The following is a 15,594-nucleotide window of genomic DNA, read 5'->3' on the forward strand; positions in this document are numbered from 1 at the left end:
AGCAACGCCCAATTGAACTTTCAATAATCCGGCCGCCTGTTTCAAAAAAGAAGCCCGTTATGCTGAGCATAACGGGCTTCTGATGTTCAGATGCTAGTCAATCCGAATTGAGCTACATGCCCTTTTTGGTCTTGACCTTCATTTTGCCACCGTCTTCGGTTTTGGTCTTGATTTTCTCGTCAGTCGGCATAGCCATCTGGACGGGAGCGGCTGCGGGCATGGCAGCAGCTGCCACTACGGGCTTGCCGTCGAGGTCCAGCTCAACTACTTCGTAGCCCAACTCGCCCAGGCCGGGGAAAGACTTGGCGCGGTCGCCCACTACCACGATGTACATGTGGTCGGCGGGCAAGTACTTTTTGGCCGAGGCCTGCACGTCTTCCTTGGTTAGCTTCTTGAGAATCTGGCTCTGCTCATCCACAAACGAGGTGGGCAGGTTGTACTCCACGATGCGGCTCAGGAAGGCGGCTTTCTGCCCGCCGGTCTCGTACTTCAGGGCGTCGCTCTGGCCCACCGAGGTTTGCACAAAGCGCAGCTCCTCGTCGGAAATGCCGTTCGGGTAATTCTTGATTTCGCTCATGAATTCCTTCACCGAAGCCGCCGTGGCATCGGCGCGCACGCCGGCCTGGGCCGTGAACGGGCCCACGTAGCTCGTACCGCGGTAGCCGCTGCGGGCACCGTAGGTATAGCCTTTGTTCTCACGCAGGTTCAGGTTGATGCGCGAGTTGAAGGCGCCGCCCAGCAGGTAGTTGGAGAGGTAAGCACGGTAGTAGTCGCCGGTGGCGTCGTAGGGCAGCGCCAGGTAACCTATGCGGATTTCCGATTGGGCGGCGCCGTCCTTGTTTACAAAGTAGATGCGCGTCTTGTCGGGCTGGGTCACTGGCATGGCCGCAGGCAGCGTTATGTTCTGGCGGGGCCAGGCCTTCAGGAAGTCCAGCTTTGCAGTTACCTCCTTGGGGTCCACGTCGCCCACGATGGTCAGGTAGCTCGTGTTGGGCGCGCCGCCGGTCTGGTAGAACTGCTTCACGTCGTCGAGGGTGAGGCTGCTTACGCTGGCGATGGTGCCGCTCGGGGAGATGCCCATTACGTCGGTGGTGCCATACAGCAACCGGTCGTAGGTTCTGTCGGCAATCACCACGGGCTGGGTGTTCTGGTTAGCAATCAGCTCCAGGGTCTGCTTTTTCACGCGGTCAAAGTCGGCTTGGTCGAAGCGGGGGTGCAGCAGCCGCTCGTTGAGCAGGGCCAGCGTGGCCGGCAGGTTCTTGGTCAGGCTTTGCACGTACACGTTCACCCGGTCTTCGCCCGACTGCACCGATACGTTACTGCCCAACTTATCCAGCTCCGCCGAAAATTGCTCGCTGGTGTACTTCTTCGAACCCTCGTTCAGCATGGCTGCCGTGAGGTTAGCCAAGCCGGCTTTGGCGGGGTTAGCTTGCTCCAGGCGGCGGCCGCCGCGGATGGTGAGCAGCATGGTCACGGAGGGAATCTCGGAGTTGCGGGTACCAATCACCTTCAAGCCGTTGGCAAACTCTTCGCGATACAAGGCCGGTACCTTGATAACCGGATTGGCGCCGGAGGCCGGCTGCTTGGTGCGGTCGAAGCTGTCGGTGGCTTTGGTGTATTTCAGGCCCGCATAGCCGTAATCCGGCGCCTTGTAGCCAGATTTGTCGATGGTGTAGTTATCGGGCTTGGCCGGGGCAACGCCGCCGGTTTTGGGCAGCACGCTTAGGATAACGGCGTGCTTGCCGCGCAGGTACTTGTCGTAGGCGCGCTGCACGTCGGCTTTGGTAAGCGCCTTCAGCTCCTTGGTCTCGACGGTGAGGTGGTTCGGGTTGTTGAAGTACGTCTGGTTGGCGGCGAGCTGGCTCACTTTGCCGCTCACGCTGGCCAAGCTGTTTACAACCTGGGCTTCGGCCTGAGCCTTGAAGCGGGTCAGGTCGTCATCGGTCACGCCGCGCTTTTCAAACTCGGTCAGCGTTTTGCGCACAATGGTTTCGAGGCTGTCGAGGCCTTTGCCAGGGAAGGGCAGGGCCACGACGGCTAACTGGCCGCCCAGCTCGGAGTTCTGCTGGTAGGAACTGGCCTGCACGGCCTTCTGATTCTTTACCAGATTTTTGTAGAGCAAAGACGTTTTGCCACCGCCCAGGATTTCGGATACGGCATCGAGGGCCAGGGCGTCGGGGTGGCCGTTGGGCACGGTCGGGAACACCATCTGCAGCATCGGGAAGCGCACGTTGTCGGTGTAGCTCACGTAGCGGTCGGTGGCCAGCACGGGGGCGGGCAGCTTCTGCACCGGCACCGAAGGGCCGCGCTTAATGCTACCGAAGTACTTCTCCACCAGCTTCACCACCTGAGCCGGCTGCACGTCGCCGCCCACGGTCAGGGTCGCGTTGTTGGGGCCGTACCAGCGCAGGAAGAAGTTTTTCAAGTCTTCAACGTTCGAGCGGTCCAGGTCTTCCAGGTAGCCAATGGTAAGCCAGGAATAAGGGTGGCCGTAGGGATAGAGCGTCTTGCTGATGTACTCGCTGGCCAGGCCGTAGGGACGGTTGTCGTAGTTCTGGCCGCGCTCGTTTTTCACCGTTGAGCGCTGAATTTCAAACTTCTTCTGGCTTACGGCGTCGAGCAGGAAGCCCATGCGGTCGGCCTCCAGCCACAGGCCGGTTTCGAGCTGGTTGCTCGGCAGGGTCTCGTAGTAGTTGGTGCGGTCTTGGTTGGTCGAGCCGTTCAGGGTGCCACCGGCGGCCGTCACCAGCTTGAAGTGCTGCTGGTCGCCCACGTGGTCAGAGCCCTGGAACATCATGTGCTCAAAGAAGTGAGCAAAGCCCGACTTGCCAATCTGCTCGCGGGCCGAACCCACGTGGTAGGTCACGTCGACGTGCACCAGCGGGTCGGAATGGTCTTCGGCTACTACCAGCGTGAGGCCGTTAGGCAGCACGTACTTCTCGTAGGGAATCACGAGCTGGCCGGGCTGCTTGGTCACTTTCTCTACCAGCTTGGCACCGCCGGTAGTGGCCTGGGCCGATTTGGCAGCCGGTGCTTTGGCGGTAGCCTTGCTGGCAGGTTTCTGCTGGGCCATGCTAGCGGTAGTTACCAGCGCCAGCCCCAGCGTAGACAATAAACGAAGATTCATTTTGCGGGAAAAAGGATTGATAAAGAAAAGAGTGAAAAAGAATTGCAGCATTACTTAAGTATTGCTGCCTGAAAGATAGCGCTTCGGCTTCGAACCGGAGTAGAAAATCGACGAGCAATGCAATTGACCCGAGCAGGACATAAAAAAAGGAACGCCATGCCGGGCATGACGTTCCTTTAATTTCAGGCAACTGCCTACTCTTCGGTTGTGGTTACTTGCGAATTAGCGCGCCGGCTTGCTTTTCAAATTGCCCAATCAGGCGCTGCATCACCTGGTCGATGGCCTGCTCGCTCAGGGTCTGCGTGAAGTCCTGCAGGGTAAAGCTCACCGAGTAAGACTTCTTGCCCGCGCCCAGGTTTTCGCCGGCGTACACGTCGAACACGTTCACGCTTTGTAGCAGCTTTTTCTCGGTGCGCTGCGCAATCTGGCGCAGCTGGTCGAAGGTCACGCTGGCATCTACCACCAGGCTCAGGTCGCGGCGTACCTCCGGGAACTTGGGCAGCTCGCGGGCTACCAGCGTGGGCTTGTACTTCTTGCTCAGGGCGTCCCAATCCAACTCAGCGTACCACACGGGCTGCGTCACGTCGAGGCGCTTGAGCACCGAGGCAGCCACGGCGCCGAGTTGGGCTACGGGCTGGTTGTGCACCAGCAGCGTGAGGCCGCCGGCCAGGTAGGCGTGCTGCACCGGCTGCGAGGCTGCCCCGCCAAAGCCCAGCGCCGCCAGCACCTGCTGCACCGCCCCGGCCAGGTCGTGGAAGGTGGCCTTCTCCGACTTGTGTTGCCAGGTTTCGGCGGTGGCGTTGCCGGTCAGGTAAATCACCAGCTTGGTCTTTTCCTGGTACTTGCCTTCGGCGGTTTGCTGGTAGATTTTGCCGAATTCGTAGAGCTTCAAATCCCGCTGGCGGCGGTTGATGTTGTGCCGAATGATTTCCAGCCCCGAATGCAGCAGCGTGGGCCGCATGGCATTCAAATCAACGCTGTTGTAATTGAGAATGCGCACCAGCGACTCGTCCGCTTCGCCTTCTTTGTCGAAGTACTGCGCGTTGGTCAGCGAGTTGGTCAGAATCTCCGAAAAGCCTTGCCCGCTCAGCAGGGTGGCAATTTTGAGCCGCGTCACTTCCGGGTCGGGGTTCGGGAATTTAGCCAGGTACGACGCCGAGTTATTGGGCCGCAGCGCCACGTTGTTGTAGCCGTATATCCGCAGGATTTCCTCGATGATGTCGGCCTCGCGCGTCACGTCCACCTTGTGCGGGGGCACCGACAGCAGCCACGTGGCCTGGTCGCCTTCGTCCTGGTTTTCGTCGGTAATGACAATGTCCAGGTCGGTGAGAATCTGACGGATGCGCTCGGGAGCAATGTACTGGCCCACCAGCCGCTCTACGCGCGGCAGGCGCAGGCGCACCGTGGCCGGCTGTACCGGCGTGGGGTACTCGTCTACCACCGGCGCGGCCACCGTGGCGCCTGCTACTTCCTGCAGCAGCAAGGCCGCGCGCTGCAGGGCCACGGGCACCATGTTGGGGTCGGTGCCGCGCTCGAAGCGGAACGAGGCATCCGTCTTCAATTGATGCGTTTGGGAAGTGCGGCGCACCGCGGCGGGGCCGAAGTAGGCGCTTTCCAGGAACACGCGGGTGGTGGCCTCGCTCACGCCCGAGGTCTTGCCGCCGAACACGCCGGCCAGGGCCATGGGCGCGCCGTGGGCATCGGCAATCACAAGGTCGTCGGCTTTGAGGCTGCGCTCCACGCCGTCGAGGGTCACAAATTTCTCACCGGCTTCGGCGCGCTTCACCCGAATCTGGCCGCCCGTAATCTGGTCGGCGTCGAAAGCGTGCAGGGGCTGGCCCAACTCGTGCAGCACGAAGTTGGTCACGTCCACCACGTTGTTGATAGGGGAGAGGCCGATGCTGCGCAGGCGGCGCTGCAGCCACTCGGGCGAGGGACCCACCTGCACGTTTTCCAGGAGCAAGCCGGCGTAGCGTGGGCAGGCCGTTTCGTCCTCTATGGTCACGCCGATGTTGGCCGCGGCCGAAGCCGGCGCCTGGAAGGCACTCGTATCGGGCAGGTGGCAGGGCTGGCGCAGCAGGGCGCGCAGCTCGCGGGCCACGCCGTAGTGCGAGGCGGCATCGGCGCGGTTGGGCGTGAGGCCGATTTCAAACACGGTATCGGAGCCCAGGCCGAAGTAATCGGCGGCGGGCGTGCCGTTGGGCAGCTCGGTTTCCAGCACCATGATGCCGGCGTGCGAGGTGCCCAGCCCAATTTCGTCCTCGGCGCAAATCATGCCTTCGGAGGCCGCGCCGCGGATTTTGCTTTTCTTGATTTTGAAGGGCTCGCCCTGTGCGGGGTACAGCGTGGCGCCTTCCAGGGCCACCACCACGCGCTGGCCGGCGGCCACGTTGGGGGCGCCGCACACAATCTGGCGCGGAGTACCGTCGCCCACGTCCACGGTGGTCAGGCTGAGCTTGTCGGCATCGGGGTGGCGCTCGCAGGTGAGCACGGTGCCCAGCACCACGCCGCGCAAGCCGCCGGGAATGCTTTCCAGCTCTTCCAGGCTCTCCACTTCCAGGCCCGAGCCGGTGAGCAGGGCGCCGATTTCGGTGGCAGGTTTGTCGGTAGGAATGAGCGTTTTAAGCCAGTCGAAGGAAATGCGCATGAGGAATGTCGGTTGTCGGTGGTCGTGTACCCGGCTGTGGGGCAAGCAGACAAAGGTACAAACCGAGGCAAGCCAGCTGAAAATGAAGCGGGAACTGGGGTAGACGTGGGCGGCAAAACTAGAACGTCATGCCGAGCGCAGCGCAGCATCTCGCCCGCACAACTAATCCAATCGCCCACAATCGCCTGTCATGCTGACGAAGGAAGCATCTTATCTCCGAAGAACGAATCGTTGAGCCGTGATAAGATGCTTCGCTGCGCTCTGCATGACAGACGATTAATTATAGATGATTGGGTTTGCTTCCCCGGTAAAGATGCCTCGCTGCGCTCGGCATGACGTTCTGTTTTCGCCGCCCACACGCTACTCATGAAACGACTTTTCCCCAGCCGGAATAGCCACCTGGAGCCGGTTCGCCGCCGGTGGTACCGGGCAGCTGTACTCGTTATTGTAAGCGCAGTAGGGGTTGTACGCCTGGTTGAAATCCAGCTCAATTTCGGTGGCGTCGAGCTTGGGCTTGGCTGCGTCGAGGTAGCGGCCGCCGCCGTAGGTTTCGTGGCCGTTTGTGAGGTCCGTAAATGGAATAAATAGCGTGGAATCTTGGCCCGTCGCTTTTAAATAAATACCCAATTGCTGGGGCTTATTATCTATTTCAAATTTCGCGGTCCCCCAATTTAAATATTTCTCTGCGCGGTTATCGCTCATTTGAATGAGTGTGGTATCGGGAGTTGCATTGCGCGAAACAGTGGCAGGAATTACAAATGATAATTGAGCTGGATAATACTTCAGGCTGTCAAATTGAGCTTTTTGTTCGGCAGAAAGGGGAGAGCTGTCCGACTGCCGAAACGAGCGGTTTTTTTCGCTGCGCGATTTGTTTAGCTTGGCAGAATAAGCACTTGCGTCGGGTTTGGTAGCATTTAATGAATAGAGAATAATGCCGATGATGGCGGCGGCCAGCCCAATTTTTTTAATCATGTTGATGGTGTTTTCGAAAAGGTAATGCCCGGCTTGCAAACGGAGCGTTTACCCGGGGCTCAATTACAGGTGAGTTCCTACCTTGTTCGCCTCATGCGAATTTTCTTTCTGCTCTTTACCGCGCTAGCCAGCATTGCTTCTGCCGGGGCTCAACAAGCTCCCGCAACTACTCTCCACGCCACCGAGCGCCGCGTAAATGACCTGGTGCACACCAAGCTGGATGTGCGGTTCGATTACGCTAAACGCTACCTCTACGGCAAAACCTGGATTACGCTCAAACCCCACGCTTTTGCCACCGATACATTGCGGCTCGATGCCAAAGGCATGGATATCAAAACCGCTGGGCTGCTGCAAGGCACCCAAGTGCAGCCGTTGAAATACGACTACAACCAGCAGCAACTGCTAATACACTTGGGCCGCAAGGTGCCCGCCGGCGAGTCGTACAGCATTTACATCGAATACACGGCCAAGCCCGATGAACTGGGCGCCAGCGGCCAGGGTAGCGCAGCCATTCGCGGGGCAAAGGGCCTGTATTTTATTAACCCCGACAGCGCGGTGAAGGGCAAGCCGGTCCAAATCTGGACCCAGGGCGAGACCGATGCCAACTCCGTGTGGTTTCCCACCATCGACCAGCCCAACCAGAAAACGACCGAGGAAATCAGCATGACCGTGCCGAGCAAGTACATCACGCTCTCCAACGGTTCCCTGGTCAGCCAGCAGCCGGCCGGCCCCGGCCTGCGCACCGACACCTGGAAAATGAACGAGCCGCACGCGCCCTACCTGTTTATGATGGCCGTGGGCGACTTCCGCATCACCAAAGACACCTGGCGCGGCAAGGAAGTTAATTATTACCTGGAACCGCAGTACGCCGCCCAGGCCAAGGCCGTTTTTGGGAAGACGCCCCGGATGCTGGAGTTTTTCTCGCAGCGCCTCGGCGTCGATTTTCCCTGGAATAAATACAGCCAGGTGGTGTGCCGCGACTTCGTGGCCGGGGCTATGGAAAACACCACTGCTTCGCTGTTTGGCGAGCAGGCCCAGGGTTCGGCCCGCGAGCTGCTCGACTGGCAGTACGCCGGCGTGGAGCGCGAAATTGCCCACGAACTGTTTCACCAATGGTTCGGCGACTACGTGACGGCCGAAAGCTGGGGCAACCTGACTATGAACGAGTCGTTTGCCAACTTCAGCGAGATTCTGTGGGCCGAGCACGAGTACGGCGCCGATGCCGCCGCCCAACAAGCCGACCTGAGCCTACGCACCTACTTCCGCGGGGCGGCCAATTATGCGAAGCCGCTGGTGCGCTTTCAGTACGCCGATAAGGAGGACCTTTTCGACGCCGTGACCTACCAGAAGGGAGGCAATATCCTGAACATGCTGCGCCACTATTTGGGCGATGACGTGTTTTTCAGGGGCCTGCAACGCTACCTCACGCAGCAGGCCTTCAGTACTGGCGAGCCGCACCAGCTGCGCCTGGCCCTGGAAGAAGCCTCGGGCCGGGACCTGAACTGGTTTTTCAACCAGTGGTACTACGGCGCCGGCCACCCCGTGGTCACCATCGATTACCAGTGGGAAGCCGCCCGGAAACGGCAGGCCGTGGTGGTGCACCAAACCCAGGCCGGAACGCCGTTTGTGCTGCCGCTCTCGGTGGATTTGTATACCAAAGGCCGCGCCCAGCGCTACCCTGCCACCCTGCGCCACGCCGTGGATACGCTGTATTTCCCGGCTGCCACCAAGCCCGACTTGGTGAACGTGGACGCCGAAAAAGTGCTGGTGTGGCAGAAGGAAGACCACAAGTCACTGGCCGAGTTTGCCTACCAGTACCGCCACGCCGGCCGCTACCTCGACCGCCGCGAAGCCCTGCGCGCCGCCCAGGCAAAGCTGGCCGACCCGCTGGCTCAGCAGATTCTCCTCGCGGGCCTGGCCGATAAGTTGCCCGCCCTCCGGGAGATGGCCGTTGAGCTGATTGACCTCAAAAATGCGGCACTGCGTAAGGCCGCGGCCCCGCAGCTAGCCAAGCTCGCGGCTGCTGATTCGTCGGTGCAGGTACAAGTAGCCGCGCTCACGGCCCTGGCGACGCTCAAGGACCAGCGCTATGCCCGGCTGTTTAATCAGGCCCTCGGCAGCAAGTCGTATCGGGTGCAGGGCACGGCCTTACAAGGGCTGCTGCCGCTGAATCCAGCCCAAGCGCTGGCCCGCGCCACGGCTTTTGAAACTGACAACAAGGGCGCGCTCACCGTAGCCCTGGTGACCGTGTACGGCCAGGCCGGCGGTGCCGCCCAGTGGCTCTCGGTGCTGGCCAAATACGATGCCGCCACCCCTAACGCCCGCTTCGACATGCTGCCCGGCCTGGGCGGACTGCTCGGCCGCCTCGACGACCCCACGGCGCTAACGCAAGGCATCGGCCGCATCAAGGACCTGACGGTGCAGTACAAGGCCTTCATCGACTCCAATCGGCTCATCGGCTTGCTGCGGCAGGTACAGCAGCGCCAAGCCACCCGGCCCAATGCTTCTCTGGTTGCTGGGCTAGTGGAGCAGGCTGTGGCCGAGATTCAGGCGGCGAAGTAGCGGGCTTGCCAGTGGGGCTTAACCCATTGTTAAAGTAAACTAAGTTGGTAACGATAGCCGAAAAAACAGGCCAGAGGGTCCGCTCGTGTTATTTCCGCGCTTACTGTTTAGGGTCATGCCGCTTGGCGAAACGCCAGGGGCGTGGTGCCGGTGTGCTGCTTGAAGAAGCGGTGGAAGTAGGTGGCGTACTCGAAGCCGAGGCGGTCGGCAATGTCGCCGATGCTCCAGTCGGTGTGGTGCAGGAGCAGTTTGGCTTCGCTGGTGAGGCGTTCGGCAATGTGGGCCGTGGTGGGCTTGCCGGTCACTTCCTTCACCGACCGGTTCAGGCTGTTGACGTGGAGGGCCAGCCGGTCGGCGAAGTCCTGGGCGTTTTTTAGCAGGGGCTCGTGGTACTCTTTGGTCACCGGAAACTGAATTTCCAGCAGGCTCATGAACAGGTTGGTGATGCGCTCGGCCGCGTTGGTGGCCACGGCGGGGTACGGGCTGGCCGGCTGCAACCGGGCCGCCTCGTGGACGATGAGCGAGAGCTGGTTGCGCAGCAGGTCGTCCTTGTGCTCATAGTCCGTATTGAAGTCCCGGCGCATGCGGCCAAACACCTCGCTCAGGTAGCGCCGCTGCTCGTCGTCGAGGTAATACACCGGGTTGCCGTCCACCCGGTAGAGCACCGACTCCTTGAGGCTGACGCCGCGCATGGCCGAGTGCAGAAACGGTTCGGTGAAGGCGCAGATGTAGCCTTCCTGCTCAATAGAGCCCACGGCCGGCTCCCACGAAAACGGCACCAGGCGGTTGGTGAACACCAGCGCGGGCCGGTCGATGCGGTAGCTGCGGGTGGCGTAATGCAGGTCGTTGGCTCCGTTCAGCACCAGCACGCATTTGAATACGTCGCGCCGGTCGTAGTGGCCCATTCCGCACTCGGCCTCCTGCATGGTCAGCACCGTGATTTCGCCCCCGCCGGGCGACAGGAGGGGAAAAATAGCCGGGCGCTGAACAGTGGAGATGGTCATGGGGAGCAGTAAGGCCCTGGCAAAGCAACTCGGTTGGCAAGGCACTTTGCCAGACGCAGCCCTGGGTCGTTTCGTTACGAACGGATAGAAGAAAGAGCCCACTGGTTCCTAAATGGGAAAGGGGGTGTTCGCGTGCTGCCATCAACAGGAGCTAGCTCGCGTGAGTGCGCTCATTGGCTTCGTCAAAAGCCAGCGAGGATGACAATTCCCGGTAAGCCGCGGTTTGCTGCTGGAGCTCGGCGGCGACCTGCTCGGCGGTGGCCACGGCATCGGCGCCAGCCAGAAAGCGGCGGGGCAACGGCGACTGGCGGGAGATGGTGAGCAATGCCTGCGCCAGCTTGGCGGGGTCGCCCGACTGCTGGCCGTTGTAGCCCTTCCAGAACTGCATTTGCGCCTCCCGGTGCTCGTCGTAGTCGGCAATGGGATGGTCGGCGAAGTTGGTGGACTCCTCGGTGAGCAGCTCGGTGCGGAAAAAGCCCGGATTGACCACGAGGGTCTCGATGCCAAACGGGGCAACTTCGGCCTGCAGCGACTGCATCCAGCCTTCGAGGCCGAACTTGGAAGCGGCGTAGGCCGACCCGAACTCAAACCCGACGAGGCCCGCCGTAGACGAGATGGTGATGACCTGCCCGGCACGTTGTCGGCGCAACACAGGCAGCACGGCCCGGGTCACGTTCATCGGGCCCAGGATGCTGGTGGCCAGCTGCTGGTTCATCTGCTCCGGGCTCAATTCCTCAAAGAAGCCGGCATAAAAGTTGGCGGCGTTATTTACCAGCACGTCGAGGCGGCCAAACCGGTCCACGGTCGCCTGCACGGCAGCTTCAGCGTCGGCCGCGCGGGTGATGTCCAGCGTCACTACGAGCAGGTCGTCAGCGGGGCCCAGGGCTTGAGCTACTTTATCCGGGTTGCGGCCAGTGGCCACGACGGCGTGCCCCGCGGCCAGCGCGCCTTGGGCGATGTATCGGCCTAAGCCCCGGCCGGCGCCCGTGATAAACCAAACTTGTTTGTTTGCCATGGTGATAGTGGGTGGAGGTGGTTGCTTCTGCACGAGAAGCAACACAAAGGTCCCCCGCCTCCGAAGGGCAGCACCATACCAATCAAACGGCTTTGTGCACAAATCAAACAGCTGCTAACGGGAGCCGTTGGGGACGCAGTCGGGAAGACCTGTAATGTCCGGCGGCCTGGTAGCTCATGCCCCGATAGGTTCCAGCAGTTTTCGATGCGATTGGCTTCAGTATCCCACTCGCGCTTTGAAAAGTATACTGAACGCTTTGATTGTCATCATCTGACTCGCCTGGTGGCAGCGGACTTTTGTTCTGTCATTCATTGGTCGCTTGCATCTGAGTCTTATCAGCTCAACCAGCGACGAAAAACTGCAACCTGGCTGTTGGGCTGGGCCTGTTGGTGAGGACGTACCTGGTGCTGCTCCTGTTGGCTGGCCATCCAGGGTGTGTAGCAGCCACGAATGGGCAAGTCCATTTCTCCCTTTAGTCACCTCTCCCCATGGAAAAGCCAACCGGTTCAGCCCAACCTTACTTCCAATTCCGTATCCGTTTCTTATGAGCAACTCCACCAACCCCCTACAGGCCCCGGCCGGCACGAAGCGCGGCCCGGCAGATTATTTCACCGGCACAGCCTGGGTCACCATGCTGGCCGGCGAAAACCCCACCGACTGCACTGTGGGCGACGTGACCTTCGAGCCGGGAGTCCGCAACAACTGGCACTCGCACCCTGCCGGGCAGATACTGGTGGTGACGGCCGGCGTGGGCTACTACCAGGAAAAGGGCCAGCCCGCCCGGCGGCTTCGGGCCGGCGACGCGGTGAGCATCGCGCCCGGCGTGGTGCACTGGCATGGTGCCGCCCCCGACAGCCTCTTCACTCACCTGGCCATCAACCCAAACGTCAGCAAGGGAGTGGCCAACTGGCTGGAACCCGTCACGGACGAGGAATACCGGGCTGCGCAAGGCTAATAGGGCGGATGGCCCAAGCGCGCTGCTTGGCGCGTGGCTGGTCGTCACGTGTCCGGCGGTGGCCTCGCCGCGGCTGGTTATGTTCTGCGCTTACTCCCCCGGCTTATGAAACGCACCCTTGCCCTGGCAGGAGCTTACACCGTCGTCCTGCTGCTGTTCACCGTCATGACTACCAACGCCCAATCTTCCGCTACGCTCTCCAAACGGCAACAAGCCCTTGTCGGCAACCTGGTGCTTTGCTACCGCGACTTCCGCTACTCCAGCGGCTTGGTGCTGCTGGGTAAGCTGAATGAAAGGCCGTTGACTGCGGGCTCCAACCTCAATGACGGGGTATTGTTGCGCTGAACGTAATGCCTATCGCATTCGCCGAATACGTTTTGCGATACTGGTCGGTGTACGTCATCGCCGTGTACATGAGGCCGACGCCACGGTATGCAATTTCGAAAGTTGGGCCATTAGCGCCTTTGAAGCTCACGTCTTCCCCAAGGCCATCGGTATTGAATTGAATGCCGCGGTGCATGGCCAGCCCGGCCCCCACACGGAGCTTATCGGTAAACATCCAGTTAGCCGTTAACAGAATGGGCACCCGGGTCAAACGGATATGGGCGTTATCAGCCGCAGTAGTAACGTACTTGTAGCCCACGGTGCCACGCAAGAGCAGCTTCTCCACTTTCGGCACCTGATACTCTGCTCCCACGGCGATGGAAATGCCCTGGCCGGCGTTTACCGATTGGGTGTTCCCGTTGGTGAAGTACACTTCGGCTACCCGGTCGCCACCCAGCTCCAAGGCGCCACCAAGCAGGAAGCGCACCGGTGATGCTTTCTTTTCTGCCTCTTGGGTAGTTTTCCCCGCCTCTTGCGCGAAGCCTTTATTGAAAGGGATAATTGCCAGAGAAGCAAATAAAATCAGGCTCCTGAAAGCTGTCATGTTGAAAGAAATTTGGGGTTTGCTGTTTGTTTTTTTACTAATGGTCAGTGGTTGTGCAGTCTGTGCAAAAGGCGCAGGTATTGCCTAATGAATGACAGTGAAAACACGATGCCGGACCGCGGTTTCCCAGCCTATCTATAGCATAGGCAAATATATATGTTGGCAACAGCGATTTTCAAAAGCCCGTATTCTGGAATATGAGTGCTTCCAGGCGCTCTGGGCCATTTTTATGGCGCAAGTTGAGCTAAATAAACCCGCTCTTGGCTTACTTAAGGCCCTGAAAGGCCAGCACAGAGGCCTTTGTTAAATCCTTCTGAGGTCAGTGCGTCTGCTGCACCGGCGCCTTAATCTGTGACAGGGACGCCGGTGCGGCAAAGTACAGGGGTTAGCCAATCACGCCTTCTGCGCGTAGGTTTACGCCCACTCAGATATATCTGCTTTCCTGCTACAAGAAGTCCCATAAAACATGAAAAACCACTTAGCGAAAGTGCTGCTGGCCGGGCTGGTGCTGCTGGCCTCGGCATTGCCGGGCCGGGCCCAAGCCGATTTCACCCCTGACTGGAGCAAAGGCGTCGTTTGGTACCAGATATTTCCGGAGCGTTTCAGCAACGGCGACCCGCGCAACGACCCGAAGGTGACTGACCAGAACGGTGCTTATCCTTTTGACGACTCGTCGGCGTTCCAGATTCAGCCTTGGGGCAGCGACTGGTACAAGCTGCAGCCCTACGAGCATAAAAACGGCAAAGACATCTATTACAACATTCAGCGCCGCCGCTACGGGGGCGACTTGCAGGGCATCCTCAATAAGCTCGACTACCTGCAGTCGCTGGGCGTGAATGCGCTCTACCTCACGCCGGTGTTTTGGTCGCCCTCCTCGCACAAGTACGATGCCCTGTGCTACCACCACGTCGACCCCACGTTTGGCCCCGACCCAGAGGGCGATAAAAAACTCATCGCCACGGAAAACCCCCTCAAGGCCGAAACCTGGGTGTGGACCAAAGCCGATTTGCTGGTGCTCAAGCTCATCGAGGAAGTGCACAAGCGGAAGATGCACCTCATCTTCGACGGCGTGTTCAACCACTTGGGAGCCAAAAGCTTTGCCTTTCAGGACGTCGTGAAAAACCAGCAAGCCTCGCCCTACGCCGACTGGTTTATGGTGAAGAGCTGGCGCGATGCCGCCAAGGGCACCGCCTTTGAGTACAACGGCTGGTTTGGGGTGAAGACCCTGCCCGAGTTAAAAGAAGACGAAACCGGCATTGTGGCCGGGCCCAAGCAATACATTTTCAACGCCACCCAGCGCTGGATGAACCCCATGAACAAGGGGGCAGCCCACGGCATCGACGGCTGGCGCCTGGACGTGGCCTACGACGTGGGGCACCCGTTCTGGAAAAGCTGGCGCCAGCATGTGCGCAGCATCAACCCCCAGGCCTACATGACGGCCGAGCTGGTGTTCCCAATAGAGAAAACCAAGCCCTACCTGAGCGGCGACGAGTTCGACGCCACCATGAACTACAACTTCGCCTTCGCCGTGCACGACTTTTTCGTGCAGGACGCCACCGCCGCCACCGTCACGGCCTTCGACGCCCGCCTCAAGCAGCTGCGCGAGGCCTTTGGCCCGGGCGTGGCACTGAACATGCAAAATCTGGTGGACAGCCACGACGCCACCCGCATCGGCAGCGCGGTGGCCAACCCCGACGGCAAAAAAATGGGCGACTGGGGACCCTACTTTAACTGGAGCCAGAAGAGTAACAACAAGACCTACAATGCCCGCAAGCCCACCGCGGCCCAGCTGCAAAAGCAAAAGCTGATTGCCGCCTTCCAGATGCTGTACCTGGGCTCGCCGATGATTTTCTACGGCGACGAAGCCGGCATGTGGGGCGCCAACGACCCCGACTGCCGCAAACCCATGGTGTGGGCCGACAAGCAATACGAGCCCGAAACCGCCAACCCCGACCAAACCACCCACGCCCCCGACGCGGTGCAGTTCAACAAGGACTTGTTTGCGTGGTACCAAAAGTTTATTGCCTTGCGCCGCCGCTCTCCCGCCATCCAGCGGGGCACCTTCACCACCGTGGCCACCGACGATGCTCGGCAGCTGTACGCCTTCCGCCGCACGCTGGGCAAAGAAGACGTGCTGGTGGTGCTCAACCGCGGCAGCAAACCGGCCGCGTTCAGCCACACGCTGCTCGCTGGCCACCAGTACCAGGATGCCTTCACGCGGGCAGCAGCCACTAAGGTCACTGTGCCCGCCATGGGCGTGGTGGTATTACGCACCAAGTGAGGACTACCGCCTCTTAAACAACCACTGCATAAGAGCCAATTTAACTTCAGGGAAACAGCCAGAAAAGAAAACAGGGGGCGGTTATACTACTAGCAAAAGAAAC

The 15,594-nt window shown here is 60.2% G+C and carries 10 protein-coding genes; 4 read left to right on the forward strand and 6 right to left on the reverse strand.

All coding sequences use genetic code 11. From position 1 onward, the window contains the following. Positions 1–112: 112 nt before the first annotated feature. From LJ738_RS00790 to LJ738_RS00800, 3 genes are all read right to left on the reverse strand, one after another. On the reverse strand, positions 113–3,127 hold the full coding sequence (locus LJ738_RS00790) for a M16 family metallopeptidase (protein ID WP_227784422.1): 3,015 nt from the start codon (positions 3,125–3,127) through the stop codon (positions 113–115). A gap of 211 nt (positions 3,128–3,338) precedes the next feature. Further along, on the reverse strand, positions 3,339–5,774 hold the full coding sequence (gene pheT / locus LJ738_RS00795; RefSeq protein ID WP_227784423.1) for a phenylalanine--tRNA ligase subunit beta: 2,436 nt from the start codon (positions 5,772–5,774) through the stop codon (positions 3,339–3,341). 360 nt (positions 5,775–6,134) lie between these two features. Then, complete coding sequence (locus LJ738_RS00800; protein ID WP_227784424.1) at positions 6,135–6,746, reverse strand: DUF1684 domain-containing protein; 612 nt, start codon at positions 6,744–6,746, stop codon at positions 6,135–6,137. A gap of 93 nt (positions 6,747–6,839) precedes the next feature. Here LJ738_RS00800 and LJ738_RS00805 point away from each other — a divergent pair, with 93 nt between their 5' ends. Further along, a complete protein-coding gene (locus LJ738_RS00805; protein ID WP_227784425.1) occupies positions 6,840–9,308 on the forward strand; it encodes a M1 family aminopeptidase in 2,469 nt (822 codons plus the stop codon). Positions 9,309–9,421: 113 nt separating this feature from the next. Here LJ738_RS00805 and LJ738_RS00810 read toward each other — a convergent pair whose 3' ends face one another. Both LJ738_RS00810 and LJ738_RS00815 read right to left on the reverse strand, forming a co-directional pair. Continuing rightward, complete coding sequence (locus LJ738_RS00810; RefSeq protein ID WP_227784426.1) at positions 9,422–10,312, reverse strand: helix-turn-helix domain-containing protein; 891 nt, start codon at positions 10,310–10,312, stop codon at positions 9,422–9,424. 151 nt (positions 10,313–10,463) lie between these two features. Then, positions 10,464–11,327: an SDR family oxidoreductase gene (locus tag LJ738_RS00815; RefSeq protein ID WP_227784427.1), complete on the reverse strand. Its 864-nt coding sequence runs from the start codon at positions 11,325–11,327 to the stop codon at positions 10,464–10,466. Positions 11,328–11,871: 544 nt separating this feature from the next. On the opposite strand from LJ738_RS00815, the gene LJ738_RS00820 reads away from it, so the two are divergent. Continuing rightward, the gene (locus LJ738_RS00820) at positions 11,872–12,282 is read left to right on the forward strand and encodes a (R)-mandelonitrile lyase (RefSeq protein ID WP_227784428.1); all 411 of its coding nucleotides are present in this window, start codon (positions 11,872–11,874) and stop codon (positions 12,280–12,282) included. Between the two features lie 105 nt (positions 12,283–12,387). Next, positions 12,388–12,627 (forward strand): hypothetical protein, encoded by a 240-nt coding sequence (locus tag LJ738_RS00825; protein ID WP_227784429.1) that lies wholly within the window; start codon positions 12,388–12,390, stop codon positions 12,625–12,627. Here the strand turns inward: LJ738_RS00825 and LJ738_RS00830 are convergent. Beyond that, positions 12,602–13,093 (reverse strand): hypothetical protein, encoded by a 492-nt coding sequence (locus tag LJ738_RS00830; protein ID WP_227784430.1) that lies wholly within the window; start codon positions 13,091–13,093, stop codon positions 12,602–12,604. The two genes, LJ738_RS00825 and LJ738_RS00830, sit on opposite strands and share 26 nt — an antisense overlap. 583 nt (positions 13,094–13,676) lie before the next feature. On the opposite strand from LJ738_RS00830, the gene LJ738_RS00835 reads away from it, so the two are divergent. After that, a complete protein-coding gene (locus LJ738_RS00835; RefSeq protein WP_227784431.1) occupies positions 13,677–15,491 on the forward strand; it encodes a glycoside hydrolase family 13 protein in 1,815 nt (604 codons plus the stop codon). The last annotated feature ends 103 nt before the right edge of the window (positions 15,492–15,594 follow it).

The organism is Hymenobacter plasmatis, assembly GCF_020711255.1.
Classification (GTDB): Bacteria; Bacteroidota; Bacteroidia; order Cytophagales; family Hymenobacteraceae; genus Hymenobacter.